General features: G+C 71.1%; 25 protein-coding genes. 7 read left to right on the forward strand and 18 right to left on the reverse strand.

Annotated features, from left to right (window positions below):
- Positions 1 to 31 precede the first annotated feature (31 nt).
- Positions 32 to 955 (reverse strand): LLM class F420-dependent oxidoreductase, encoded by a 924-nt coding sequence (locus SROS_RS32615; RefSeq protein WP_043657295.1) that lies wholly within the window; start codon positions 953 to 955, stop codon positions 32 to 34.
- Between the two features lie 148 nt (positions 956 to 1,103).
- On the opposite strand from SROS_RS32615, the gene SROS_RS32620 reads away from it, so the two are divergent.
- Positions 1,104 to 2,180 carry a glycoside hydrolase family 18 protein gene (locus SROS_RS32620; protein ID WP_012893195.1) on the forward strand — a complete coding sequence of 359 codons (1,077 nt, stop codon included), beginning with the start codon at positions 1,104 to 1,106 and terminating at the stop codon, positions 2,178 to 2,180.
- A 63-nt stretch (positions 2,181 to 2,243) separates the two neighbouring features.
- Entirely contained in the window at positions 2,244 to 2,996 is a 753-nt protein-coding gene (locus SROS_RS32625) for a Clp protease N-terminal domain-containing protein (protein WP_012893196.1), read from the forward strand.
- A gap of 178 nt (positions 2,997 to 3,174) precedes the next feature.
- On the opposite strand, the gene SROS_RS32630 is transcribed toward SROS_RS32625, so the two are convergent.
- Complete coding sequence (locus SROS_RS32630) at positions 3,175 to 4,422, reverse strand: class I SAM-dependent RNA methyltransferase (protein WP_012893197.1); 1,248 nt, start codon at positions 4,420 to 4,422, stop codon at positions 3,175 to 3,177.
- 61 nt (positions 4,423 to 4,483) lie between these two features.
- Complete coding sequence (locus SROS_RS32635) at positions 4,484 to 6,598, reverse strand: APC family permease (protein WP_012893198.1); 2,115 nt, start codon at positions 6,596 to 6,598, stop codon at positions 4,484 to 4,486.
- A gap of 116 nt (positions 6,599 to 6,714) precedes the next feature.
- Here SROS_RS32635 and SROS_RS32640 point away from each other — a divergent pair, with 116 nt between their 5' ends.
- The gene (locus SROS_RS32640; RefSeq protein ID WP_012893199.1) at positions 6,715 to 7,380 is read left to right on the forward strand and encodes a potassium channel family protein; all 666 of its coding nucleotides are present in this window, start codon (positions 6,715 to 6,717) and stop codon (positions 7,378 to 7,380) included.
- Complete coding sequence (locus SROS_RS32645; RefSeq protein WP_012893200.1) at positions 7,380 to 8,051, forward strand: potassium channel family protein; 672 nt, start codon at positions 7,380 to 7,382, stop codon at positions 8,049 to 8,051. Before SROS_RS32640 ends, SROS_RS32645 begins: the two co-directional genes overlap by 1 nt.
- A gap of 52 nt (positions 8,052 to 8,103) precedes the next feature.
- On the opposite strand, the gene SROS_RS32650 is transcribed toward SROS_RS32645, so the two are convergent.
- From SROS_RS32650 to valS, 7 genes are all read right to left on the reverse strand, one after another.
- Complete coding sequence (locus SROS_RS32650) at positions 8,104 to 8,769, reverse strand: DUF3159 domain-containing protein (RefSeq protein WP_012893201.1); 666 nt, start codon at positions 8,767 to 8,769, stop codon at positions 8,104 to 8,106.
- A 33-nt stretch (positions 8,770 to 8,802) separates the two neighbouring features.
- Positions 8,803 to 9,195, reverse strand: a complete 393-nt coding sequence (locus SROS_RS32655) for an OB-fold nucleic acid binding domain-containing protein (RefSeq protein ID WP_012893202.1) — start codon at positions 9,193 to 9,195, stop codon at positions 8,803 to 8,805.
- 48 nt (positions 9,196 to 9,243) lie between these two features.
- A complete protein-coding gene (locus SROS_RS32660) occupies positions 9,244 to 9,918 on the reverse strand; it encodes a DUF3710 domain-containing protein (RefSeq protein WP_012893203.1) in 675 nt (224 codons plus the stop codon).
- Positions 9,919 to 10,028: 110 nt separating this feature from the next.
- Entirely contained in the window at positions 10,029 to 10,472 is a 444-nt protein-coding gene (gene dut / locus SROS_RS32665) for a dUTP diphosphatase (RefSeq protein ID WP_012893204.1), read from the reverse strand.
- Positions 10,469 to 11,023: a PaaI family thioesterase gene (locus SROS_RS32670; protein ID WP_012893205.1), complete on the reverse strand. Its 555-nt coding sequence runs from the start codon at positions 11,021 to 11,023 to the stop codon at positions 10,469 to 10,471. The genes dut and SROS_RS32670 overlap by 4 nt, the downstream gene beginning before the upstream one ends.
- 11 nt (positions 11,024 to 11,034) lie before the next feature.
- Positions 11,035 to 12,333, reverse strand: coding sequence for an AI-2E family transporter (locus SROS_RS32675; protein WP_012893206.1), 1,299 nt, complete (start codon positions 12,331 to 12,333; stop codon positions 11,035 to 11,037).
- Between the two features lie 258 nt (positions 12,334 to 12,591).
- Positions 12,592 to 15,129 carry a valine--tRNA ligase gene (gene valS, locus SROS_RS32680; protein WP_012893207.1) on the reverse strand — a complete coding sequence of 846 codons (2,538 nt, stop codon included), beginning with the start codon at positions 15,127 to 15,129 and terminating at the stop codon, positions 12,592 to 12,594.
- A gap of 84 nt (positions 15,130 to 15,213) precedes the next feature.
- On the opposite strand from valS, the gene SROS_RS32685 reads away from it, so the two are divergent.
- Complete coding sequence (locus SROS_RS32685; protein ID WP_012893208.1) at positions 15,214 to 15,510, forward strand: DUF4235 domain-containing protein; 297 nt, start codon at positions 15,214 to 15,216, stop codon at positions 15,508 to 15,510.
- A gap of 51 nt (positions 15,511 to 15,561) precedes the next feature.
- On the opposite strand, the gene SROS_RS32690 is transcribed toward SROS_RS32685, so the two are convergent.
- From SROS_RS32690 to SROS_RS32710, 5 genes are all read right to left on the reverse strand, one after another.
- Positions 15,562 to 16,935, reverse strand: coding sequence for an alpha,alpha-trehalose-phosphate synthase (UDP-forming) (locus SROS_RS32690; protein WP_012893209.1), 1,374 nt, complete (start codon positions 16,933 to 16,935; stop codon positions 15,562 to 15,564).
- Between the two features lie 53 nt (positions 16,936 to 16,988).
- Positions 16,989 to 17,795: a hypothetical protein gene (locus SROS_RS32695; RefSeq protein WP_012893210.1), complete on the reverse strand. Its 807-nt coding sequence runs from the start codon at positions 17,793 to 17,795 to the stop codon at positions 16,989 to 16,991.
- A gap of 83 nt (positions 17,796 to 17,878) precedes the next feature.
- Positions 17,879 to 18,178 (reverse strand): DUF4193 domain-containing protein, encoded by a 300-nt coding sequence (locus tag SROS_RS32700; RefSeq protein ID WP_012893211.1) that lies wholly within the window; start codon positions 18,176 to 18,178, stop codon positions 17,879 to 17,881.
- A gap of 271 nt (positions 18,179 to 18,449) precedes the next feature.
- The gene (locus SROS_RS32705; protein ID WP_012893212.1) at positions 18,450 to 19,796 is read right to left on the reverse strand and encodes a sensor histidine kinase; all 1,347 of its coding nucleotides are present in this window, start codon (positions 19,794 to 19,796) and stop codon (positions 18,450 to 18,452) included.
- Positions 19,797 to 19,828: 32 nt separating this feature from the next.
- Positions 19,829 to 20,482 (reverse strand): response regulator transcription factor, encoded by a 654-nt coding sequence (locus tag SROS_RS32710; protein ID WP_043653379.1) that lies wholly within the window; start codon positions 20,480 to 20,482, stop codon positions 19,829 to 19,831.
- Positions 20,483 to 20,699: 217 nt separating this feature from the next.
- Between SROS_RS32710 and SROS_RS51330 the strand changes: the two genes are divergently transcribed.
- The gene (locus SROS_RS51330; protein ID WP_012893214.1) at positions 20,700 to 20,858 is read left to right on the forward strand and encodes a hypothetical protein; all 159 of its coding nucleotides are present in this window, start codon (positions 20,700 to 20,702) and stop codon (positions 20,856 to 20,858) included.
- 195 nt (positions 20,859 to 21,053) lie between these two features.
- On the opposite strand, the gene SROS_RS32715 is transcribed toward SROS_RS51330, so the two are convergent.
- Entirely contained in the window at positions 21,054 to 21,848 is a 795-nt protein-coding gene (locus SROS_RS32715) for an inositol monophosphatase family protein (protein WP_012893215.1), read from the reverse strand.
- Positions 21,849 to 21,885: 37 nt separating this feature from the next.
- Entirely contained in the window at positions 21,886 to 23,871 is a 1,986-nt protein-coding gene (locus SROS_RS32720; protein WP_012893216.1) for a S9 family peptidase, read from the reverse strand.
- 113 nt (positions 23,872 to 23,984) lie between these two features.
- On the opposite strand from SROS_RS32720, the gene SROS_RS32725 reads away from it, so the two are divergent.
- Positions 23,985 to 24,974, forward strand: coding sequence for a ferrochelatase (locus SROS_RS32725; protein WP_148269277.1), 990 nt, complete (start codon positions 23,985 to 23,987; stop codon positions 24,972 to 24,974).
- Here SROS_RS32725 and SROS_RS54030 read toward each other — a convergent pair.
- Positions 24,965 to 26,245: a lytic transglycosylase domain-containing protein gene (locus SROS_RS54030; protein ID WP_281047973.1), complete on the reverse strand. Its 1,281-nt coding sequence runs from the start codon at positions 26,243 to 26,245 to the stop codon at positions 24,965 to 24,967. The two genes, SROS_RS32725 and SROS_RS54030, sit on opposite strands and share 10 nt — an antisense overlap.
- Positions 26,246 to 26,308 lie beyond the last annotated feature (63 nt).

A 26,308-nucleotide genomic window follows, 5' to 3' on the forward strand; every position in this document is an offset into this window, starting at 1 on the left:
CTCCGGCGTCGTCGACGTGCGGGTCCACGGCCTACACGTGGGGCAGGACCTCGGCGGCGATGAGCTCCAGGTGGTCCAGGTCCGACAGGTCCATCACCTGGAGGTAGATCCGCTCGGCGCCCAGCTCGGCGAACCGGCCGATCTTGTCGACCACCTCGGCGGGGGTGCCCGCCAGGCCGCTCGCGCGGAGCATGGCGAGGTCCTGCCCGGCCGCCTCGGCCCGGCGCGCGACCTCGGCGTCATCGGCGCCGACGGCGACGGTCTGGGCGGCCGAGAGCACGATCTGCGAACGCCCCTCCGTCTCGCACGCCTGCCGGATCCGGCCGTAGGCCAGCTCGGTGTCGTCCAGGGTGTGGAAGGGCAGGTTGTACTCGTCGGCGAACCGCGCGGCCAGCCGGGGGGTGCGTTTGGCGCCGAACCCGCCGATGATGATCGGCGGCCTGGGGCTCTGCGCGGGCTTGGGCAGCGCGGGCGAGTCCGCCAGCCGGTAGTGGGCGCCCTCGAACGAGAACGTCTCGCCCGCAGGCGTGGTCCAGAGGCCGGTGAGGATCTCCAGCTGCTCCTCGAACCGGCCGAACCGCTCACCCACGGGCGGGAACGGGATCCCGTACGCGGTGTGCTCGGCGTCGAACCAGCCGGTGCCCAGGCCCAGCTCGACCCGGCCACCGCTCATCTGGTCCACCTGGGCCACGCTGATCGCCAGCGCACCGGGCAGCCGGAAGGTGACCGGGGTGACCAGGGTGCCGAGCCTGATCGTGGAGGTCTCCCTGGCCAGAGCCGCGAGGGTCACCCAGGCGTCGGTGGGGCCGGGGCCGGGGTCGCCCGGCCCGATCCGCATGTAGTGGTCGGAACGGAAGAAGGCGTCGAAACCCAGACGTTCGGCGGCCTGCGCGACCGCCAGCAGCTCGTCGTAGGTGGCACCCTGCTGCGGTTCGGTGAAGATCCTCAACTTCATGAACCCCATTATCCGGGCACTCCGGACGGCATCCACAGAAAGCCCACGCGGGGTCGCGGCCGCTTGCTAACGTTCAGGCTTTCGGTCCGCTCGGTAACAGATCGAACACTCCCCGCGACCACTCGATGTCGTCGAGAAGGTGAATCCCATGTCGGTGGCGACAGACCGCTCCGCCGCCCGCCGGACCCGCGAGCCGGGCACCCCGCCCCGATCCCTGGTCGCGCTCGCGTCGGCCGCGCTCGTCGCCGGCACCGGCCTCGCCATCTGGGTCCTGCCCGCCGAGACCGGCGGCTGGGCGCGGGCCGGCCGGCCGCCCCACGCCAGGGTCGGCCCTCCCCACCTGACCACCCTGCCCGCGGCCGACCGGGCGCCCGGACCGGCGCTCCCCTCCCCCGTCGGTGGCCGCCCGTCGGGTTTCGTGACGTTCGTGGACACCGTCCGCGACCCGCTCTACAACCTGCCCAGGGCCGCCCGGCAGAGCAACGTCCGCTGGTTCACCCTCGGGCACCTCACCGCCGGGCAGCACGACTGCACGCCCGAGTGGGGCGGCGGGCAGGAGCAGGACGGCAATCCGGTCGCCGGCCGCCTGGGGCGCCTGCGCGCGGCCGGCGGCGACGCCGGTCTCGCCTTCGGCGGCCCGTCCGGCCGCGAGCTGGCCGCCGCCTGCACCGATCCCGGCCGTCTCACCGCCGCCTACCGCCGGGCCGTCGGGGCCTTCGGCACCACCTACATCGACTTCGAGGTCCGGGATCCGGGTGACGGCGAGACCGTCCTGCGCCGCGCCGGCGCGATCGCGGCCCTCCAGCGCGAGGCCGCCGCACGGGGGCGTCCGCTCACCGTGAGCTTCACCCTGCCGGTGACAGGGACCGGCCTGTCCCCCCGCGACGAGGCGATGCTCCGCTCCACCCGGGAGGCGGGGGCCGAGATCGCCGCCGTCAACCTCCTTGCCCCGATCTGGCGCGCTCCCACCGGGCAGGCGGACCTGCGGCCCGTCGCCTCGGCCGTCCGCGCCGCCCATCCCCAGGTCGCCCGCTCCCTGGGCGAGCCCACCGCCTGGCACAGGATCGCCCTCACCCCCGTCCTGGCCGGCTCCCAGGACCTCACCGCGGCCGACGCCCGCAAGCTCGTCGCCTTCACCACCCGCAACGGGCTGGCCTGGCTGTCCACCCGGGGAGCCGCCCCCACCTCCGAGGTCACCCGGCTTCTGACGGCCATCGCCCGCTAGACAGGCGCCCCAGGCGGGGTTATAACTGGGTTATAACCCTTCACTAACCCCATAGGGGGCACAATGCCGAAGATCAACGTCTATCTGCCCGACGAACTGGCCGAAGCGGTAAAGGAGGCGGGCGTGCCGGTCTCGGCCATCTGCCAGCGCGCCCTGGAGCAGGCCGTACGGCGGGTCACCGCCATCCGGGAGACGGCACTGAGCGCCCCCGACCTCGACGACCCGACGGCCCGCCTCACGCATTTCACCGATCGGACCCGCACCGTGGTCAAGCTCGCGGTGGAGCAGGCACGCACCGAGGGGGCCGCCGAGGTCGGCACCGAGCACCTGCTGAGCGGAATGCTGGCCGAGGGCGGAAACCTGGCCCTGCACGTCCTGCGCGCCATGGAGATCGACCCCGAGCAGGTACGGCGCGAGCTGGATCGGCTGGCCCCCGCGGAGCCGGCCGCCGGACCTGGCGGCTCCCCGCTCCGGTTCGGCGGATCCGCGGCGGGAGCCCTGGAGCTGGCCGTCACCGACGCGACCGGCATGGGGCACAACTACGTCGGCTGCGAGCACCTCCTCCTCGGGCTGATCGGCGAACCCGACGGGGCCGCCGGTCAGGTCCTGCGGGGTCTCGGCGCCGAGCCGCGGCTGACCCGCCGCACCGTCACGGCCGCCCTGGCCGGCTACGTCCACCTCCGGGCGCAGGGCCAGGCCGGCGCCGCCCCGGCCACCCCGGCCGCGGCCCTGTCCGCCGCCATCCGCCAGGAGCTGCAGCCGCTCCTCCAGCGGCTGGAACGGCTGGAAAAGCGGCTCGGCGACGACGAGGGGTAGCACCTCTCCCGGTGCGCCCTGGCGCGTCCCGGTGGGGACGGGACCGAGGCGATTTCACGATCGCGCGTCGCGGCGAGCGGATGGACGCATGCGCTTCCCGTGCGTCATGATCTTGTAAGAACCCCGGGGACCGCCAGGGTTCCCGGGGTTGATGTGTTGCGTTACAGCTGGGCAGAGCCTAGATCGAACCGTTGACCAGCAACGCCACGCACTCCACGTGGTGGGTCATCGGGAAGGCGTCGAAGGCGCGCAGGTCGGCGAGGCTGTAGCCGTGGTCGGCGAGCCAGGCGATGTCACGGGCGAGGGTGGCCGGGTCGCAGGAGACGTAGACGATGCGGCCGGCCTGGAGGGTGGCGACGCGGTCGACGACCTCGCGTCCCAGACCGGCCCGGGGCGGGTCGACGACGACCAGGTCGGCGCGCTCGATGCCGAAGCGGTCGAGGGCGTTCTCGACGCGGCCCCGGGCGAAGCGGGCCTGGGGCAGGTCCCGGAGGTTGCGTTCGGCGTCGCGCACGGCCACGGCCTCGGACTCGACGCCGAACACGGCGCCCTCGGGGCCGACCGCCTCGGCCAGGCCCGCGGCGAACAGGCCGACACCGCAGTAGAGGTCCAGGGCCCACTCCCCCGGCTGCGGGGCGGCGAACTCCAGGACCGTGGCGAGCAGCGTGGCCGCGGCGCCCGGGTGGACCTGCCAGAAACCGCTCCCGGTGACCTGGAAGTCCCGGTCGCCGACGCGCTCGGTGAGATGGTTGCGGCCGTGCACCACGCGGGTGCGGCCCTTGCCCTCGTCGACGAAGACGGCCACGCTCGTGTCGAGGTCGGGCACGGCCACCGTACGGCGGGGCCGGGGGGCGACCACGACGGCCTGCTCCCCGACGCTGGAGGCGATGACCTCGACCGAGGAGGCGTTGCGCCAGTTCATGACCTCGGCGCCGACGTTCTCCACCTCCGGGTGGGCGATCAGGCAGGCGTCCAGCGGCTCGATGTCGTGGGAGCGGTGGCGGCGCAGGCCGAGGACGCCCTCACGGTCGACGGCGAACTGCACCCGGGTGCGCCAGCCGAGGCCGTCGGGGGCGCCGGGCACCTCCTCGACGACGCCCTTCCACTCGATCCCGGCCAGCCGCTTGAGCTGCTCGGCGACCACGTCGGTCTTCAACAGGCGCTGGGCGTCGAGGGAGGCGTGCTGCCAGTCGCAGCCTCCGCAGCGGCCGGGCCCGGCGAACGGGCACGGCGGGGTCACCCGGTCGGCGGAGGGCTCCAGGATCTCGACGGCGTCGGCCCGCAGGAAACGGCTGGTCTCCTCGGTGATCTCCGCGAGGACGCGCTCGCCGGGGAGCGCGTGCCGTACGAAGACCACCCGGCCGTCGTGGCGGGCGACACACCAGCCGCCGTGCGCGACCGGTCCCACCGTCAGTTCAACCGCCATGCCATGCCCCCACAGTCCGTCGTCGCCAGGCCTCCCTGTCGTCAGGAGTACATACGAAAGGTTATGCCTTGCCGTCCTCGCCCCGGGCCATCTCGTCGCGGGCGGACTCCTCCGCGGCGGCCTCCCGGACCGCCTCGTCATAGCGCGCCTCCCCCGCGGGCGCCTCACGCTGCCGGCGGCGGACGGCGTTGGGGGCGTAGCGCTCGGGGCGGCCCTTGAGGCGGTCGGAGGAGTGGAGCTGCCAGGGCACGCTGGTGACCATCACTCCGGGCTGGAAGAGCAACCGGCCCTTGAGCCGCAGCGCGCTCTGGTTGTGCAGCAGGTGCTCCCACCAGTGGCCGACGACGTACTCGGGGATGTAGACGGTCACCACGTCGCGGGGCGAGCGGCGGCGCAGCGACTTGACGTACTCCAGGATCGGCCGGGTGATCTCGCGGTAGGGCGAGTCGAGCATCTTCAGCGGCACCGGGATGCCCCGCCGTTCCCACTCCTCCTGCAGGATCCGGGCCTCCTCGCCCTCCACGCCCACGGTGAGCGCCTCCAGGGTCGAGGGCCGGGTGGCGCGGGCGTAGGCGAGGGCGCGCAGGGTCGGCTTGTGGATCTTGGAGACCAGGACGACGGCGTGGTTGCGGGCCGGCAGCATCGACTCGTCCATCTGGGCGTCCTCGGAGACGGCGAGCTCGCGGGCCACCTTCTCGTAGTGGCGGTGGATGGCCTTCATCATCAGGAACAGCAGCGGCATGGCCACGCAGACGATCCACGCGCCGTGGGTGAACTTGGTCAGCAGCACGACCACCAGCACCACGCCGGTCATGACGCCGCCGAAGAAGTTGATGACCCGCGAACGCCGCATCTGCCGGCGGGCCGAGGAGTCGGTCTCGGTCTTCAGATGCCGGGTCCAGTGCCGGACCATGCCGATCTGGCTCAGCGTGAACGACACGAAGACGCCCACGATGTAGAGGTTGAGCAGGCGGCTGACGTCGGCGTCGAAGCCCCACAGCAGCAGGCAGGCGGCGGCGGCCAGGAAGATGATGCCGTTGGAGAAGGCCAGCCGGTCGCCCCGGGTGTGCAGCTGGCGGGGGAGGAAACGGTCCTGGGCCAGGATGGAGCCGAGCACCGGGAAACCGTTGAAGGCGGTGTTGGCCGCGAGGAACAGGATCAGCGCGGTGACCGCGGCGATGGCGAAGAAGAACAGCGACCCGCTGCCGAAGACCGCGTCGGCGACCTGGGCGATGATCGGCTGCTGGTAGTAGTCGGGTCCCGCGGGCCTGCCGTTGATGAGCACGTCGTAGGCGGCCCTGGCGGGGTCGGCGAGCTTGACGCCCGAGGCCAGGCCGAGCGAGATGATGCCGACGAACATGACGACCGAGACCAGGCCCATCATCAGCAGCGTGGTCGCGGCGTTCTTGCTCTTGGGCTTGCGGAAGGCGGGCACGCCGTTGCTGATCGCCTCCACACCGGTGAGCGCGGCGCAGCCGGAGGAGAACGCCCGCAGGATGAGGAAGGCCGCCGCGAAGGACGTCAGGTTGGCCTGCTCGGCGACGATCTCGTAGTCGGCGGTGGGGGCGCGCAGCTCGTCGCCGAGCACGAGCAGCCGGAAGCCGCCCCACACGACCAGGCCGATGACCGCGAACATGAAGGTGTAGGTGGGGATCGCGAAGGCCCCGCCGGACTCGCGGATGCCGCGGAGGTTGACCAGCGTCAGCAGGACGACGATGGTGATCGCGACCAGTGGCTTGTGCTCGGCGACGTAGGGGATCGTGGCGCCGACGTAGTCGACGCCGTTGGCCACCGACACCGCGACGGTGAGGACGTAGTCGACCATCAGGGCGCTGGCGACGGTGAGGCCGGCGTTCTGGCCGAGGTTGACGGTGGCCACCTCGTAGTCGCCGCCGCCGCTGGGATAGGCGTGCACGTTCTGCCGGTAGGACGCCACGACCGTGAGCATCACCACGACGACGGCGACGGCGACCCACGGGGCGAAGCTGTAGAACGAGATCCCGGCGATGGAGAGGATGACGAGGATCTCCTGCGGGGCGTAGGCCACCGAGGAGAGCGCGTCGCTCGCGAAAACGGGCAGTGCGATGCGTTTGGGGAGCAGTTGTTCATGCAGCTGCGTGCTGCGCAGCGCACGCCCGATGAACAGGCGCTTGACGAGGTCCGTCACCTTTGACACGTCTGCCGATGCTAGTCCCCATCCGTCCGCCCCGCCGACACGGCACTCCCCAAGCGGGCCATACTGACTAAGTACATCGGGAACAAGATCCGCCTCAACGCGACCGGCGGGGGAGCATGCATATCGTGATCATGGGATGTGGCCGAGTGGGTTCGACCCTGGCGCACATCCTTGAGGACAGCGGCCACTCGGTCGCGATCATCGACCGGGACCCGCAGGCCTTTCGCCGCCTGCGGGCCGGTTTCCGCGGTCGCCGGGTCACCGGGATCGGCTTCGACCGGGACGTCCTGGAAGAGGCCGGGATCGGATCGGCGGGCGCCTACGTGGCGGTGAGCAGCGGCGACAACTCCAACATCATCTCCGCCCGGGTCGCACGCGAGACGTTCGGCGTGGACAACGTGGTGGCCCGCATCTACGACTCCCGGCGGGCGGAGGTCTACCAGCGGCTGGGCATCCCCACCGTCGCCACGGTCCGCTGGACCGCCGACCAGATCCTGCGCCGGGTGCTGCCCGAGGGGGCCGAGCCGCTGTGGCGCGACCCGACCGGGTCCGTCGTGCTGGCCGAGGTGGCCTACCACCCCGGCTGGATCGGCACCAGGAGCAAGGACCTGGAGGAGGCCGCGGGCACGCGCATGGCGTTCGTCAACCGGATGGGCGAGACCCTGCTGCCCAAGAGCGACTCCGTGGTGCAGGAAGGCGACATCCTGCACGTCATGGCGGTCGAAAGTGACATGGACCGCATCAACAAGGTGCTGTCCAGTGCGCCGGAGGAGGGCCACTGATGCGCGTCACCATCGCGGGTGCCGGAGCCGTCGGCAGGTCGATCGCCGCCGAGCTCCTGGAGAACGGCCACGAGGTCCTGCTCATCGACATCGACCCCAAGGCCATCAAGATCGACACGGTGCCGCGCGCGGAGTGGCTGCTCGCCGACGCCTGCGAGATCTCCTCGCTGGACGAGGCGGCCCTGGCCGACTGCCACGTGGTCGTCGCCGCCAGCGGCGACGACAAGGTCAACCTCGTCGTGTCGCTGCTGGCCAAGACGGAGTACGGCGTGCCGCGCGTGGTCGCCAGGATCAACCACCCCAAGAACGAGTGGCTGTTCAACGAGTCGTGGGGCGTGGACGTGGCCGTCTCGACCCCCCGCCTGCTGAGCGCGCTGGTCGAGGAGGCGGTGAGCGTCGGCGACCTGGTCCGGCTGATGACCTTCCGTCAGGGGCAGGCCAACCTGGTGGAGCTCACCCTTCCCGAGGACGCGCCGGTCGTCGGCCAGCGCGCCGGATCGGTGCCGTGGCCGACCGACAGCGCCCTGGTCGCGATCCTCCGCGAGGGGCGGGTGCTGGTGCCTACCGCCGACGACCCGCTGGAGGCCGGAGACGAGCTGATGTTCGTGGCCAGCCAGGAGGTCGAGGAGGAGCTGGCCCGGCTCCTGTCCGCGCACCGGTCCATCCACTGAGACGGGCGCCCGTCCCGGATCCGATCCCGGTCTCGGGGAGTGGCGTCCGGTCTCAGGGGATGGCGGGTGGCCGGACCGGGGTCCGGCCCCTGGTCAGCAGCCACACCATGGCGGCGAGGCCCGCGACCTGGAGCGGCCAGCCCATCACGATCTTCAGGATGCCCAGCTCGGCGACCGCGTCGTTCCCGCCGATCAGGTAGACGGGCAGCTGCACGGCCACCCGGACCACACACGGGATCATCAGCATCCAGGTGAGCCTGGAACAGAGCCGCACGACGGCCGGGTCCTGGCGCCAGCCCGTCGGGTCGCCGGTGACGGACCCGATCAGGAAGCCCACCAGGGGCCACCGGGTGACGATCGACAGCAGCATCGCCACCGAGTAGCCGGCGTTGTAGAGGATGCCGGGCAGGTAGACGTCACGGGCGTCGCCGGTGCGAGAGGCGAAGAACGCGCCGATGCCGATGCCGATCAGACTGTTGATCACGAACTGCGGCGACGAGCGCTGCAGCAGCCGCACGGCCAGCAGCACCACCGCCGCCGAGATGCTGACGATCAGGGACATCTTCAGGTCGGAGGTGCCGATCCACATCCCGGTGAAGGTGATCGTGGGCACGGCTGCCTCGATGATGCCGCGCACTCCCCCGAAGGCCTTGGCGAGCTGAACGCGGATCGCCGCCTCCACCGTGTCGTGCGCGGCGGTCTCATCGGTGGTGGTCATGTTCTCGCTCACCGTTCTGTGGTCGTCAATGGCTCACGCACCGCCCGCCGGACGTAGCTCGTATCGGGGATTGAACATCACCTTGCGCCCGTCCTGCACACTGACGAGCCCCTCGGCCAGCACCATCCGGCCCGGCTCGATTCCGGCGATCTTCCGGCGGCCCAGCCAGATCAGGTCGATCACATCCGAGCCGTCGTAGAGCTCCGCTTCGAGCGCGGGCGCGCCCCCACGGGGCCTCAAGGTCACCGTCCGTAGCGTACCGGTAACACAGAATCGGCGGCGTCCGCCGCACGAGACGATGGGGGTGGCGCCATGACGATCGAGGTCCTGCTGGAGTTCGCTGGCTTCCAGCTCGGCCTGACTCGTCGTCAGCCGCCGGAAAAAGCCCCGAAATCCGCCCTGTTTATGCGGTTCCTGAGAACCCACGACCTCTCCTTCACATACGTGTTGAATCAGCGTACGCGATCCCTCACGTCAGCGAAGCTCGGCTATCTCCGGACCGCGCTTGAAGGGGTTGAGGTCGGGCACGTCGCCTCCGGCGGCGTGCTGCTCCATGGCCTGCCTGGCCTCCGGCGGAAGCCGCAGCTCGATCGCCTCCTTGGGGGCCATCGGCTCGTCTCCGCGGACCACCACGATGTCGCGGATCACGCCCTCCAGCGTCGCGGCCGCCTCGGCGTCCAGCGCGGCACGCCCGCTGATCACCGCCCGGAGGAACCAGCGCGGGCCGTCGACACCGATGTAGCGGACCGGCTGGGCGACCCCGTCCGCCGGGACCTGGGCCGCCAGCTCGACGCCGAACGGCCCCTCCCGCTCCTCGGCGGTGCCACCGGCGCCCTTGACCCCCTCGGCGAGCTCGTCCCGCACCTCGTCCCAGATGCCGCTGCGCTTGGGCGCCGCGAACGCGTGCACCTGCAGGGCGCTCTCACCGACCATGATGACCGCACCGACGATGTGGTCACCGGCCAGGTTGAGCTGCACCTCGAAACCGGGGTCGACCGGCAGGCGCATGCCGCCCAGATCGACCCGCTCCCGCTCGGAACAGGGCTCACCCGAGTCCCATGGGCCGGACTCACGTGCCTGCACCTGCTCGACCTCCTCGACCTCATCGGCCACGGCCGGGGACTCCTCGCGACGGCGACGTCCGAACACTTTCCTCACGCTCCTTGAAGATTCGCTGGTCGCTCACCACTCCTCGCTCGCTTCGCGGTCGGCTCGTCCCTCTCCGCCCGCTCCGCTCACTATGTCGGGTTCGCTCCCTGTCAACGGCCGGTGGAGCCGAACCCGCCGGCGCCTCGCGCCGATCCGGGCAGCCGGTCCACCTCGTAGAACACCGCCTTCTCCACCCGCTGGATCACGAGCTGCGCGATGCGATCCCCCCTGCGCAGCCGTAGCGCGTCCTTGGTGTCGGTGTTGAGCAGCGTCACTTTGATCTCGCCCCGGTAGCCCGCGTCCACGGTGCCGGGCGCGTTCACGAGCGTCACACCGTGCTTGGTGGCCAGACCGGAACGCGGGTGGACGAACGCGGCATAACCATCGGGCAGGGCGATCGCCACCCCGGTGCCCACCATGACCCGCTCCCCGGGGAGCAGCTCGACGTCCTCGGCGGCGTAGAGATCCGCTCCCGCGTCGCCCGGATGGGCGTAGGACGGCACCGGCAGCTCGGCGTCGAGCCGGTGGATCAGCACCTCGACGTTGTCGGTCACGGGTTCACCTCGTACTCGTGATGTTCGTCGATGATGGCCTGGGCATCACCGTGCTTGGCGAAGTGTTCCATGCCAACCTCGATGAAGAGCGCGGCGGCTCGCACGGCGACCGGGCCGTCCGGGGATCCGATCCGCCCCTCAGCCTCAAGGTACGCCTTCCGGCCGGACATCCCGGTGCACCAGGCACGCAGATGCAGGGTGGTACCGACCGGGACCGGCGCCAGATAGTCGGTCTCCAGCCGCCCGGTGACGTAGGGACGCTGGAAGAGCCAGATGGACATGCCGATGACCTCGTCCATGGCCGCGGCCAGCACGCCGCCGTGGGCCAGGCCCGGCGCACCCTGGTGCGCCTCCCCCACGGTGAACTCGGCGACCACCGTGGTCCCGTCGGGCGAGGTGGCCTTCAGGTGCAGGCCGGTCGGATGCTGGTCGCCGCAGCCGAAGCAGCGGCTGTAGTGCGGGCCGAGCGGGGTGCCGGGAGCGGGCGCGCCGGGGAGCGCCTGCGGCCGGGTCGCTCCCGGGGGAGGGGTTGTCACGGTGGAACGGGTCACGGAGCAGAACGTTACCCCTTGGGCTGCGGTGATCCCTCATTCACGGGCGCGAAGGGCTCGGCGGCCCCGGCCGGCCGGGCCGGTCCCGGCGACTCGTCCCACCCCGGCGGCTCACCCGGATCAAGCGACTCGCCCGCCTCCGACGACTCGCCCGGCTCACCCGGCTCGGGCGCCTCACCCGGCTCACCCGGCTCACCCGGCTCGGGCGGCTCGTCCGGCTCGTCCGGCTCGGGTACGGCGGGCAGCGCCCTCGGAGGATCGCTGCTGAGCTCGGGCAGAGCCCGGTAGATCACGGCGGCGACCGGCACCGCCACCGCGGCCCCGGCGATGCCCGCCAGGATGCCGCCCACGGCCAGCACCAGGATGATGGCCAGCGGGTGGAAGCTCAGCGCCCGGCCGACGATCAGCGGCTGGAGCACGTGGTTCTCCAGCTGCTGCTCCACCACCAGGATGCCGAGGAAGATCAGGGCGTAGATCGGGCCCTTGGCGCCGAGGGTGACCAGGGTCGCGACCGCGCCGGCGAAGAAGATGCCGACGATGGGGATGAAGCTGGCCAGGAAGATCAGCACCGCCAGCGGCGCCCAGAGCGGCACGCCCATCCCGGCGAGGACGATGCCCATGATCACACCGTGCACGCCGGCCACCGCCACCGTGCCCTGGACGTAGTGCGAGAGCGTCACCCAGGCGGCCCGCCCGGCCCGGTCCACGCGGGGCGCGGTCCCCCCGAAGGCCCGCAGGAACCACGCCCAGATCCGGTCGCCGTCCTTGAGCAGGAAGAACGTGACGAACAGCAGCAGCACGATGGAGGCCAGCACCTCCAGCGCCACGGTGGCGCCGGTGAGCACCGTCTGGGTGATCTGGTTGCGCTGCGTGGTGACCTGGACGGCGATCTCGTCGATCCACTTGCTGAGCTGGCTGGGCTGCAGGTGCAGCGGCCCGGTGTAGAGCCAGTCCTCCACGGTCTTGGAGGTCGCCCGGACCTGGTCGACCAGTCCGGGGAACTCGTCGTTGGCCCGCACCCCGATGAACCAGCCGATGCCGCCCAGCACCGCGAGCGCGATGAGCAGGGTGACCCATGTGGCGTAGATCGGCCGCATGCCCATCGCCCGGAGCCTGCGGGTGACCGGGAACAGCAGCGCGGTGAGCAACAGCGCGACGGCCACGGGCAGGATCACGATGCGCAGCATCGCGATGAACTGCGCGAAGTAGAACACGGCCCAGCCGATGATGATCAGGCACAGGCTCCATGCGGCCAGGCGGAGCAGCGTGCGCGGCACCAACTGCGTCAGACGTTCCCGATCGGAGATCACGCTTTCCAGACTGTCACGCCGCGGCCGACAATGCGCGGGGTTATCGGCCGGATACGAAAAGGAGGGGCCGGGATGACCGGCCCCTCCCCGCGTCGTGCGGCCCGGATCAGCGCTCCTGCGGCGGCCGGGAGATCACCCTGTCGTCGAGGTAGCAGCTACAGTTACCGCAGCCTGGAGTCATGCCCTGTCCTCCCCTCACCTGTCGTGTTCCGACCGTACGGCAGGACCACCCGACCGGGAGGACAGACTTGTGTGGGATCAGGCCAGGGCGACCTCCACCAGCAGGTCCCCCTCGCCGGGCCGGAGCACGAACTCCTCGATGACGCCCGCGCCGCACAGGTCGTCCTGCGCCTGCCGTACGAGATCGGCCTGGGCGCCGGTGACGGTCAGCCGGGAGACCTCGCCGCGCATCGACAGCCTGGCGTCGGACTTGGCCTTGCGCACCCGGCCGAGGACCGTGGCCACCACCGGGAGCAGCTCCGCCTCCCCGCCCCGCTCGGGAGGCGTGGGCCAGGGCGCCCGGTGCACCGACCCCTCGCGCCACCAGGACCAGACCTCCTCGGTGACGAACGGCAGGAAGGGGGCGAACAGCCGGAGCATGACGTCCAGCGCCTCGCGCAGCGCCGCGTGGGCCGAGCGCGCGGCCGCGCCGCCGTCGTAGGCCCTGGCCTTGACCAGCTCCAGGTAGTCGTCGCAGAACTCCCAGAAGAACCGCTCGGTCCGCTCCAGCGCGCGGGTGTAGTCGTAGGCCTCGAACGCCTCGGTGGCCTCGCCGACCACCTGTGACAGCCGGGTCAGCATCGACAGGTCGATCGGCTCGGTGACCTCGCCGCCGTCCTCCCCCAGGCTCAGGACGAACTTGGAGGCGTTCAGGATCTTGATCGCCAGGCGGCGGCCGATCTTGATCTGGCCGGTGTCGAAGGCGGTGTCGGTGCCCGGACGGCCGTGGGCCGCCCAGTAGCGGACCGCGTCCGAGCCGTACTGCTCCAGCAGGCCGAGCGGGGTGACGACGTTCCCCACGGACTTGGACATCTTCTTGCGGTCCGGGTCGAGGATCCATCCGGAGATGGCGGCGTTGCGCCAGGGCAGGGTGCCCCGCTCCAGGTGCGCCCGGACCACCGTCGAGAACAGCCAGGTCCGGATGATCTCGTGGGCCTGCGGGCGCAGGTCCATGGGGAAGACCCGCTCGAACAGGTCCTCGTCCCGCTCCCACCCGCCCGCGATCTGCGGGCTCAGCGAGGAGGTGGCCCAGGTGTCCATGACGTCAGGGTCGCCGGCGAAGCCTCCCGGCTTGCCGCGCTGGTCCTCGGTGTAGCCGGGCGGCACGTCGCTGGAGGGGTCCATGGGCAGCATGGACTCCTCCGGCACGATCGGCGAGGAGCGGTCGGGCTCGCCCGCGCCGTCCAGCGGATACCACACCGGGATCGGCACGCCGAAGAACCGCTGCCGGGAGATCAGCCAGTCACCCGCCAGGCCCTCCACCCAGTTGTCGTAGCGGACCTTCATGTGGGGCGGGTGCCAGGCCAGCTCCTCCCCGCGCGCCAGGAGCGTGTCCCTGAGCCCGTGGTCCCGCCCGCCGTTGCGGACGTACCACTGGCTGGTGGTGACGATCTCCAGGGGCCGGTCGCCCTTCTCGTAGAACTTCACCGCGCGCTTCACCGGCCGCGGCTCGCCCTCCATGTCGCCGGATCCGCGCAGCAGCTCCACGATCCGCTCGCGGGCGCCGTGCAGGGTCTTGCCCGCCAGCTCGGCGTACGGCTCCGCCGGGACGCCCGCGGGCGCCTCGGGGAGCATCCGGCCGTCCCAGCCGACGACCGCCCGGGTGGGCAGGTTCAGCTCGCGCCACCAGGTGACGTCGGTGATGTCGCCGAAGGTGCAGATCATCGCGATGCCGGAGCCCTTGTCGGGCTCCGCCAGGTGATGGGCCAGCACCGGCACCTCGACGCCGAACAGCGGCGTCCGCACCGTGGTGCCGAACAGCGGCCGGTAGCGCTCGTCGTCGGGGTGGGCCACCAGCGCCACGCAGGCGGGCATCAGCTCGGGACGGGTCGTCTCGATCCAGACGCGGTCGCCGAACCCCCTGGCCCGCTGCTCCTCGGAGAGGGTGAAGCCGAGCCGGTGGAAGGCGCCGGGCCACTCCCGGTCCTCCAGCTCGGCCTGGGCGACGGCCGTACGGAAGGTGACGTCCCACAGCGTGGGCGCCTCCGCCACATACGCCTCGCCGCGGGCCAGGTTGCGCAGGAACGCCCGCTGGGAGGCGGCCCGCGCGCCGCCGTCGATGGTGGCGTAGGTCAGCGACCAGTCCACCGACAGGCCCAGGCGGCGCCAGAGCTCCTCGAACGCCTTCTCGTCCTCGATCGTGAGCCGCTCGCACAGCTCGATGAAGTTACGGCGGGAGATCGGGATCTGCCGTTTGGCGTCGGGCTTGGCCGGCGGCTCGAACTGCGGGTCGTAGGGGATGGAGGGGTCGCAGCGCACGCCGAAGTGGTTCTGCACCCGGCGCTCGGTGGGCAGGCCGTTGTCGTCCCAGCCCATGGGGTAGAAGACCTCGCGGCCGCGCATGCGCTGGAAACGGGCGATCGTGTCGGTGTGGGTGTAGGAGAAGACGTGGCCGACGTGCAGGGACCCGGAAACGGTCGGCGGCGGGGTGTCGATCGAGTAGATCTCGTCCCGCGTGCGCGACCTGTCGAAACGGTAGGTGCCCTCGGTCTCCCAGCGGGCTACGCATACGGCTTCCAGCCCGTCGAGAGTCGGTTTCTCGGGCATGGGCGCATGGCGCGGTCGCTGCTGTGTCATGCCTCCCTATGGTATGGCTTCACGCGATGCGACGCTGATGGAGACTAGTGTTCCTTTGCGGAGCGAAAAAAGGGGAGGACCCATATGGCCGACAAGACCGAGAAGCAGGACATGGCGTGGCGGGCCATCGGCGGCCTGGTGGGCCTGGCCACCGCCTGGGGCGCCAGGAAGGTCATCGGGTTCGCCTGGGAGAAGGCGACCGGCAGGAAGCCGCCGGCGGACAACGAGTCGCTGGACATCAGCCTCGGCGAGGCGATCGGCTACGCCGTGGTGATGGGCGTGGGCATGCAGGTCGCCCAGATCGTGGTGGCCCGCACCGCCAGGAAGCGCTACAACGCCTGGAAGGCCGTGAAGAACACGGCCAGGGAAGTCGCCTCCTGACGGCGGGCGCCGCCCCGCCGCGGGCGGGGCGGTGAGAGGGAGCCCGGGGCCTCAGGACTCCAGGGCCGCGAGAAACTCCTTCGCCCAGCGGTCCACGTCGTAGGTCGCCACCCGTCTGCGCAGCGAGCGCATCCGGCGGGACAGATCGTGCGGCGTGGCCCGCATCGCGGTCAGCATCATCCGCTTGAGCCCGTCGACGTCGTAGGGGTTCACCATGAACGCCTGCCGCAGCTCGTCGGCCGCCCCGGCGAACTCGCTGAGCACCAGCGCGCCGCGCAGGTCGTTGTGGCAGGCGATGTACTCCTTGGCGACCAGGTTCATCCCGTCGCGCAGCGGCGTCACCACCATCACGTCCGCCGCCAGGTAGAGCGACGCCAGCTCGTCCCGGCCGTAGGACTGGTGCATGTACTGCACCGGCTGCAGGCCGAGCTCGCCCTGCTCGCCGTTGATCCGGCCGACCTGCAGCTCGATCGAGTCGCGCAGCCGCATGTATTCCTCGACCCGTTCCCGGCTCGGCGTCGCGATCTGCACGAACGCCGCTTCCCCGGCCTTGATCGAGCCCTCGCTGAGCAGCTCCTCGAACGCCTTCAGCCGCTGGCCGATGCCCTTGGTGTAGTCGAGCCGGTCCACGCCGAGCAGCATGCACTCGGGATCGCCCAGCTCGGCGCGGATCTCCTTGGCCCGCTCGATGATGTGCGGCTCGCGGACCAGGGAGTCCAGCTCGCCGAAGTCCACAGAGATGGGGAAGGCCCCGGCGCGCACGACCCGGTCCTCCACGTAGATCTCGTGCTTGTGGTGCTGGTAGCCGAGCAGGCGGCGGCAGAGCCGGATGAAGTTGGAGGCGCCTCCGGGGCGCTGGAACCCGACGAGGTCGGCGCCGAGCAGGCCCTCGACGATCTCCCGCCGCCACGGGAGCTGCGAGAACAGCTCGACCGGTGGGAAGGGGATGTGCAGGAAGAAACCGATGCGCAGGTCGGGGCGGAGCTTGCGCAGCATGGCCGGGACCAGCTGGAGCTGGTAGTCCTGGATCCACACGACGGCGTTCTCCGCGGCCTCCTCGGCGGCGGCCTGGGCGAAGCGCTCGTTGACCACCCGGTAGGCCTCCCAGGTGGTGCGCGAGTAGACCGGCGGGGCGACCACGTCGTGGTAGAGCGGCCAGAGCGTGGTGTTGGAGAAACCCTCGTAGTAGAGCTCCACCTCCGACTCCGACAGCGGCACGGGGATGAGGTGCATGCCGTCGTGGTCGAAGGGTTCGAGCCGCTCGCCGGGGGCGCCGTGCCAGCCGATCCAGGCGCCTTCCCGGCGCTGGAGGACAGGGGCGATCGCGGTGACGAGGCCGCCGGGGCTGCGCCGCCACATGTCCTCACCCGCCCGGTCGACGGGAAGGCGGTTAGCCACGATCAGAAATGAACTGCGGCCCTGCACAGATTCCTCCAGATAGTCGTCTTACCCATAACGACTACCCAATTCGGGCGTTTCTATGACTTTCCACGTGGAAGTCCCCGATGGGCCCGCAGATCCGCCCGGACGATGTCGGCGAGCTTTCTGGTGGCGGCGCGGTTGAGCACCCCGCCGGCCACGGCACCGGTGAGGAAGGGGCCGAGCGTGGTCAGATGGCGGCCGAGGGTACGCATCAGCCGGTTGCGCAGTGCGGTCTTGGTGGCGGCGCCCAGGGCGACGGTGACGGAGCCGGGGGACATGGGGTCGACCCCGCGCTGCTTGGACCAGGCGGTCACGTAGGCCACCGCCCGCTGGGAGCCGGTGCCGGGCACCGCTATGCCGTAGACCTCGTGGAGCTCGGCGATGAGCTTGACCTCGATCGCGGCGACCACGAGGGTCTCCGCCACGAGCTGGGCGGGGGCCGACAGCAGCAGGGGCGGGGCGGCGAACTCGGCCGCGGCGAGGGCTCCCCCGATGGCGCCGACCGTCATGGTGGCCTTGGACGCGGTCCGCGCCAGGTCGTCGGCCAGCGGCTCGGCGGTGAGTCCGTGGTGGTGCTCGGAGAGGGTGGCGAGGTCGCGGATGGGGATGCGGGGGGCAACGGCCATGAACACGTCGGCCAGCCAGCGGCCCCGGCCCGTCCCGGAGGCCTTGGCCTTCTTGGCGCCGTCGGCCAGAGTGGTGGTCAGGCGGCCGAGCAGCCGTCGCCGCTCGGCGCCATCCATGTCGCCAGGCTCGGCGAGCCTGCCGACGATCTCGGCCACTTCGTTCTCCGGTGTGCCGGCCGACTCCTCGGCCGTGGAGTCGTCCGGCTCGGCACCGGTCTGTTTGTTCTCTGACGGCATGTCTCGGAACCTCCTCAAGGCTTGTCCTTGGGCCCTACCCTTCCATCGGAGGGCACACATCGGACAGGCCATCGGAACGATCGTCAGGCCGCGCACTCCCGGCAGATCTGCTGGCCGTTCCTTTCAACGGCGAGCTGGCTGCGGTGATGCACCAAGAAGCAGCGCGCGCAGGTGAACTCGTCGGCCTGACGAGGAATCACCCGGAGCGAAAGCTCCTCGTTGGACAAGTCGGCACCCGGCAGTTCGAGCGACTCGGCGAGATCCGTCTCGTCGATGTCGATGCTGCCCGAGGACTTGTCGGTACGGCGTGCCTGCAGTTCCTGAAGACTGTCCTCGTTGAGGTCGTCATCGGTCTTGCGTGGGCTGTCGTAGTCGGTAGCCATCGGTCTGCTCCATCCCCCTCATCTATCTGTCTGCGCTGGCTCGCGCGTGTGTAACGTCTGAGAGGCCCAAGTTGTGCCCAATCCGACAGAGAGATTCCTGCTCGGTACCCCGCCGGAATGGTCGCTGAACCTCCCCACACGTGAGGGACCTACCTCCAATGGGCATGGTTAGCCAAATATGGCGTAAACCACAGCATTGGCGACATGAACCACCGTGTTCGACGGCACATCCAACCACATGTACGGCGTGAACGAGACGCCCCCCGCCGGATCAACGTGATTGGAGTCTCACGGTCACCACGAGACCTCCTCCGTCCCTGGGGACGGCGGTCACGTTGCCTCCGTGAGCGCGCACGACCGCACGGACGATGGACAACCCGAGACCCGCCCCCCTGGCCGATTCGACCCGGTCGGCGTTGAGCCGCCGAAACGGCTCGAACAAGCTGTTCACCTCGTATGCGGGCACATGCGGCCCCGTGTTGGCCACCTGAACAACCAAGGCCCCCTCCACCATTCCCGTACGCACCCAGAGACGTCCGGACTCGGGGAGGTTGTGTTTTATCGCGTTCTCCACCAGGTTCGCCACGCAGCGCTCCAGCAGGACCGGGTCGCCTTCCGTCTGGGCGCTCCGGAGCTCGGCGGTCATGGTGACGCCGGCCTCCTCGGCACGTGAGGTCAGCTGCTCCACGGCGGTCTCGGCGACGTCCTTCACGTCCACCGGCTTGCGCACGCTCAGCTCGCGCTCGCTGCGGGCCAGCAGCAGCAGGCCCTCGATCAGGTGCTCGTTGCGGGCGTTGACCTCCAGGAGCGTACGGCCCAGCGCCTTGAGGTCCGCCGACGCCTCGGGGTCCCCCAGCGCGATCTCCAGGACCGTCCTGTTGATCGTCAACGGGGTGCGCAGCTCGTGCGAGGCGTTGGCCACGAACCTCCGCTGTGTGTCGAACGCCACATTGAGCCTGGTCAGCATGGCGTCGAAAGTGTCGGCCAGCTCCTTGAGCTCGTCGTCGGGGCCCTTGAGGCCGATCCGCTCGTGGGCGAGCGTGGTGCCGGACAGCTTGCGGGCCGTCGTGGTCATCTGCTGGATCGGCTTGAGCGCCCGGTCGGCGACGAGATAGCCGATGATGACCGCCAGGATGCCCACGCCCGCCAGAGCCAGCAGCGAGCGCCTGAGCAGGGCGTCACGTGCCTCGTCGATCGCGAGATGCCGGAACCCGGTCCATTCCTGCTGGAACTTCTGCTGGTAGGCGAACGGCGCGTCCGGCAGGCTGATGGGCGGCCAGGCCTCGTTGATGGCCCAGCCCACCATCATGTAGATCACGAACAGCAGGAGCATCCCGGCCACGAAGAACAGCACGCCGTAGGTGATGGTGAGCCGCCACCGGATGCTGACCCGGTCCATGAGCGCTCTCACCTGGTCGAGGATCGAGAGCCGCTCCGGGGAGGCGCCTTTCGGGGGCGGCCCGTCCCACACCGGCGGGCCGGTCGGCGGCGGTGGCTGGGACCGCCCCGGAGCGGAGAAAGCCGGCCGGGTGCCCTTACCCGCGCCCCTCTCGGAGTGCGGGCTGATCATCGGGTGGGTGGGCACGGACTCTCGCGGCCCGTCCGCCGGAGCGGCCATCGGCCGTTCCTCTCCCCCGCCTGCTGGAAAACTCACAACTTGTATCCGACTCCGGGCACCGTCTCGATCACCTGAGGCTCGCCCAGCTTCTTCCTCAGGGTCATCATGGTGACCCGCACCACGTTGGTGAACGGGTCGATGTTCTCGTCCCACGCCTTGTCCAGCAGGTCCTCCTGGCTGACGACGGCGCCCTCGGCGCGCATCAGCTCCTCAAGGACCGCGAACTCCTTCTTGGTGAGCGCGATCTCCTCGCCGTCCCTGGTGACCAGCCGCTTGCCCGGGTCCAGGCGGACCCCGGCCCGTTCCAGCACCGGCGGCAGCGCCGGAGCGGAACGGCGGCCGAGCGCCCGCACCCGCGCCACGAGCTCGATGAACACGAAGGGCTTGGCCAGGTAGTCGTCGGCACCCAGTCCCAGCCCCTCCACCTTGTCGTCCACGTCGCCCGAGGCGGTCAGCATCAGGATCCGCGACGCGGTCCGCTCGGCCACCAGGCGGCGGCAGACCTCGTCCCCGTGGACCACGGGCAGGTCCCGGTCCAGAACGATCACGTCGTAGTCGATGTAACCGGTCCGTTCCAGCGCGCCGGCGCCGTCGTAGGCCACGTCCACGGCCATGGCCTCACGCCGGAGCCCCGTCGCGATCGCGTCGGCGAGCACCCGCTCGTCCTCAACCACAAGCACCCGCACGGCCTCTGGTACCTCCCGTGAAATATGCGAAAGAGCCGCTGGAACGGCTACCCATTGTCGCCACACCTTCCGTAAGCCGGTGGTAAGGCCACTGCCACGATAGACACCGTCCGTGATGTGTGACACATCCAGGTTTAGCCGATGCCGGTTGCTGGGTACAGCCCGAAGCCAGTCCTCCCAGCCCTGCCCTTCATCCCCCGTTGAGAAAGAAGGTGAAATGGGCGAGTTCACGACCACGATCGGACACCGCCTCGACCAGGCCTACAAGAATCTGCAGGAGGCCAGGTCCGCCGGCGACGACTACCTCGCCGACACCTTCGCCGCCGAGATCGAGGATCTCCGTCGTCTGGCCACGGACAACGGCGTCTCCCTCTAGCGCTGACGCGAGAAGGCCCCGGCGTGACGCCGGGGCCTTCTCGCGTCAGGTGTCCCCGACGTCCTCACATCCGGCATCCCGGATGCCCGCGCTCCGGACGTCCCCCGGCCGGGTGCCCCCGCTTCGGGGCCCGCCGTTCCGGACGTCCCCGGCCGGGTGCCCGTCTTCCGGACACCCGGCTCGGGGACGCGCCCCTCAGGCGTCGCGCTCGGGGTCCAGCGGCGCCAGCAGGTCGTGCAGCTCCTCGAACAGGCCCGGCGCCGCGCAGAGCGTGAGCTCCGGGCTGGCCGCGCCGCCGTTCAGCCCGCCGAGCCTGGCCCCGGCCTCGGTGGCGACGAGGCCGCCGGCCGCGTAGTCCCAGACCTGCGGGCCCCGCTCGTAGTAGCCGTCCACCCGGCCCGCCGCCACCGAGCACAGGTCCGCGGCGGCCGACCCGGCCCGGCGGATGTCGCGTACGCGCGGCAGCACGTGGGCGAGCACCTCCGCCTGGATCTTCCGCCGTCCGGTCTCGTAGCCGAATCCGGTGGCGATCAGGGCCCGGTTCAGCGGCACGCCGGTGTTGCAGCGCAGCCGCTCCCCCGACAGCCACGCGCCCTCGCCTCTGGCCGCGGTGAAGACCTCGCCGCGGGGCACGACGTTGACCACCCCGGCGACGATCTCGCCGTCGACCTCGACCGCGATGCTGACCGCCCAGTCCGGCAGGCCGTACAGGAAGTTGACCGTGCCGTCGATCGGGTCCACGATCCAGCGGACGCGGCCGTCGCCGGTCGATCCGCCCTCCTCGCCGAGGATCGCGTCCTCCGGCCTGACCGCCTTGATCCTGGCGCGGATCAGCTCCTCGGAGGCCTTGTCCAGCGCGGTCACCACGTCGGTGGGGCTGGACTTGGTGGCCAGCACCTCGGGCCGGGCCGGGCGTTTGGCCAGGAGCATCTCCCCGGCCTCCCGGGCGATCTCCTCGGCCAGGTGGGCGAAGGTGCCTAGGGTCTCCATCGCCCCTCCTCCCTCGCTCTCGCGCGCTCCGCCGGGCTCACGAGAGCGACTCCGGCCGCTTCCACTCCCGGCCGAGAACGTGCTGGTCCAGGAAGGCGAGCACGGTCTCGTACCAGACCACGGCGTTGCCCGGCTTGAGCACCCAGTGGTTCTCGTCGGGGAAGTACAGGAACTTCGACTCCACCCCCGAGCGCTGCAGGTCCCACCACAGGCGCAGGCCCTCGCCGATCGGCACCCGGTAGTCCCTGTCGCCGTGGATGACCAGCATCGGCGTGGAGATCTCCGCCAGGGACAGGTGCGGGGAGAGGCTGCCGTACAGCTCGCCGCCCGGGGTGCCGAACTCGCGCTGCCAGTACATGGGCGCGTCGGTGGTGCCGGCGAACTGGTCCAGGTGCCAGAGCGAGGCATGGGTGACGATCGCCTTGAACCGGTCGGTGTGCCCGGCGACCCAGTTGGCCATGTAGCCGCCGAACGAGCCGCCCATGGCGGCGGTCCTGGTGGCGTCGACCTCCGGCAGCTCCAGCGCGGCGTCGGTGATCGACATCAGGTCGGCGTGGGTGCGCGGGCCCCAGTTGGCCCAGCCGCGCCGGATCATCTCCGAGCCGTACCCGGTGGACAGGCACGGGTCGGGCAGCAGTACGGCGTAGCCGTGCTGCGCCATGATCCACGGGTTCCACCGCCAGGACCAGTCGTTCCAGCTCGACAGCGGCCCGCCGTGGATCCACAGCAGGAACGGTGCCGGGTTCTCCGCGGAGGCCCCCTCGGGCAGCACCAGCCAGCCCCGGACCGTCGCGCCGTCGTCGGCGGTCACGGTCACCTCGGTCAGGGTGCCGGGCAGCTCCAGCTCGGGGGCCGGGGAGGCCAGCTCCTCGACCGTGCCGCCGGCGGTGACGCGGACCGGTCCCGCGGCGCGGTCCACGGCGCTGCGCAGCGCGTAGACGGCGCCGTCGGGCGCGACGTTGAGCGACAGGTAGGCGGCGTCGTCCGGGGTGAGCCGTACCGGCTCGGAGCCGTCGGCAGGAACCTGGAAGATCGGGCGGCGGCCCTGGTGGTCGGCGGCCACGTACAGGGAGCGCGAGTCGGGGGCCCAGGCGATGTCCGCCGGCCACAGCCCGCCGCCCGCGGCGTGCCCCTCTCCGGTGGCCAGATCCACGATCCACAAGGTGGTCTCGGGGATCCGCGAGGTGTCGGCGTGGTTGCCGCGCACGCACGCGACCAGGCGGCCGTCGGGAGAGACCTTGACCGGGCCGTCGAAGTCGTGGCCGTCCTGCTCGGCCAGGATCCGCTGGGCTCCGGCGTCGGCCGTCGCGATCGCCACCAGCCGGGAGCGGAGCTCGCCCGCCGGCAGCGGCACCGACCAGGTCGTCACGACCGTCCCGCCGTCGGGGGTCACGTCGTAGGAGGCGTTGGTCAGCGCCTTGCCCGGCTGCGGGGTGAGGTCCCTGACCTCGGTCAGCCGCTCGTCGTCGCCGAGGATCCCGGCGAACAGCCGGGGCTCGCCGGGGCCGAGGTCGTGATCCCAGTAGCGCACCGGGGAGCTCTCGTGCAGGATCGCGCTGATCCCGGCCTCCTTGCGGGTCTTGCGCCGCTCGTCCTCGGTGGCCTCGTCACCGGGCAGGACGTCGGAGCCGAAGACCACGCTCTGGCCGCCGGTCGCGAATCCGGCCACGCCTCCGGGCCTGGACGCGATCTGCCTGGCCTCGCCACCGGCCGCGGGCAGCAGCCAGAGCGCCGGGGTCTCCTCGTCGCTGTCCTTGACGGTCGGGTCGGGACGGCGCGAGCCGAAGAGGAGGTCGCCTGCCGCGGTGAACTCCGCTCCGGCCTCGCCCTTGACGGACCTGGTCAGCCGGTACGGCCTGCGCCCGTCGAGGGGGATCTCCCACAGCGAGGTCCCGTAGGACTTGCCGTCGGGGTTCAGTGCCTGCACCACGCTGACCAGGCGGGTTCCGTCGGGGGAGAGCCGCAGGGATGCCACCCGCGGTACGCCGACATAATCGCGAATGTCATTGAAAGGGGTCACCATCCGAACCTACCTCGGACGTCGTCCCCGGTCGCGCATCCAGATGGACGCCTCTGTGCGGGCAACGGGGTGGGACCATGCCGGAGAATGCCCCTGCATGCGGTTTGATGAATGCCATGGGGACTTACGACGCGTTGCTCGTCGTCTCGTTCGGGGGGCCGGAGAAGCCTGACGACGTGATGCCGTTTCTGGAGAACGTGGTGCGGGGCCGGGGGATCCCGCGTGAGCGGCTGCTGGAGGTCGAGGCGCACTACCAGCGTTTCGGCGGGATGAGCCCGATCAACCAGCAGTGCCGCGACCTGATCGCCGCGATCGAGCCGACCATCGACCTGCCGGTCTACTGGGGGAACCGCAACTGGCATCCCTACCTGGAGGACACGCTCCGCCAGATGGCCGCCGACGGCGTCCGCCGGGCGGCGGCCTTCGTCACCGCCGCCTACAGCTCGTACTCGGCCTGCCGGCAGTACATCGACGACATCGCCCTGGCCAGGGCCGCGGTCGAGGGCGCGCCGGAGATCGTCAAGCTCCGGCACTACTTCGACCATCCCGGCTTCGTCGCGGCCATGGTGGACCACACCCGCGCGGCCCTGGAGGAGCTGCCGGCCGAGCACAGGGACGCCGCGCGCCTGGTCTTCACCGCGCACAGCATCCCCGTCTCGATGGCGGCGACGTCCGGGCCGGGTGGCGGGGCGTACGAGGCGCAGCTACGCCGGACGGCCTCGCTGATCGCCGCCGGGCTGGGCGGCGACCGGCCGTGGGACCTGGTCTGGCAGAGCCGCAGCGGCGCCCCGCACATCCCGTGGCTGGAGCCCGACGTCTGCGACCACCTGGGCGGGATCGACGCCCCCGCGGTGGTGCTGGTGCCGATCGGTTTCGTCTCCGACCACATGGAGGTCGTCTACGACCTCGACGTGGAGGCCGCGGAGCTGGCCGGGAAGATCGGCCTGCCACTGGCCAGGGCCGCCACCGCGGGCACCCACCCCCGGTTCGTCGCGATGGTCGGCGAGCTGCTGGCCGAGCCGGAGCCGGTCGCCTGCGCGGCCACCTGCTGCCCCGCCCCGGCCCGCCGTACCGCCCCGGCGCCGGGGGCCGGCCGTCACGGGTAGGCGCGGGCGTAGCCCAGGGAGATGGACATGACCTTGCTGACATACGACCAGGAGTGGTTGTAGAACCAGATGGCCTTCTCCAGCTTCTTGCCGCCCTGCCCGGCGCCGTTGGCGCACAGGTAGTTGGCCGCCGAGGGGACGGCGTCGTAGGGGCTCCAGATGTCGGCGACGCCGTCGCCGTCGCCGTCGACGCCGTAGGCCTTCCAGGTGGCGGGCATGAACTGCATGGGGCCCTGCGCGCCCGCCGAGGACGGCCCGTTGTTGCGCCCGTGCGAGCTCTCCACCTGGCCGATCGCGGCCAGCACCGTCCATGACAGGCCCGGGCAGACGGCGGCCGACCTGCGGTACAGATCCAGGTAGCTGCCGGGCCGTCCGACCGCCACCTGCCGGGGCGCCCGCGGCTGCTTGGCGGTGGTCTTGCCCGTGGTCTTGGCGGTGGTCTTGCCTGTGGCGGGCCTGTCCGCGGCGCTCTTGTCCGCGGCGGCCCGCGCCGTACGGCCGCCGCCCACCGTGACCACCTGCGCGCCCGAGCCGAGCAGCCTGCGTACCCCGGCGTTCAGGGCGGTCGCCGCCTTCTCCGGGCCGTGCACCAGCAGTGCCACGCCCGGCAGCAGCCCGAGCCGCCGGCCGGTCTCCATGCCGACCAGGCCGTCCACGCCGGGCAGGCCGAACGAGGCGGACGCCGCGACCCGGAGCCGGGGGCCGCCGTCCACCTGGTACTCCGATCCGAGGACCAGCCCGAAGCGGCGCACCGCCGAGCTGTCGGCGACGAACTCCCCCTGGGTCAGCGCGCTCCACACCCTGGGCTGCTCGGCCACGGCCTTCGGCGCCCAGGCGCGGAACCGCGCCGGGTCGACCGCGAGCAGGTTGAGCCCGGCCCCGGAGATCCTGACCGCCCCGCCGTCGAAGGAGTCGATCTTCTCGACGTGCTTGAGCTGGGAGATGTCCTCCTTGGTCTGCTGGGGCAGGCTCGCCTGGGAGATCACCAGCAGCCGGGGCGGGGTCAGGGTGATCCCGGGACCGCCGGTGGCCGGGGTCACCGGGGTCACCGGGGTCACCGGGGCCGCGGAGGGCGCCGGGGTCGGCCCGGCCGTCGGGGGGCCGGCCAGCGGGGCGAGTCCGGCCAGGTCGGGGAGGTCGGACTCGGCGGCGGTGGCCGTGAGGGAGCCGGCGGGACGGGTGGCGAGGAACACCGCGCCGACGACGACCGCGAGCGCGGCCACGATGGCGATCATCGTGACGAACGCCCACAACCGGGGAAGATGCGACACCGCGCTCACGTTAGCTCCAAGAAGCCGTGATGTGTGCCATTGCGTGGAAAATGGCTTGCCGAG

Source organism: Streptosporangium roseum DSM 43021, from assembly GCF_000024865.1.
GTDB classification, from domain to species: domain Bacteria; phylum Actinomycetota; class Actinomycetes; order Streptosporangiales; family Streptosporangiaceae; genus Streptosporangium; species Streptosporangium roseum.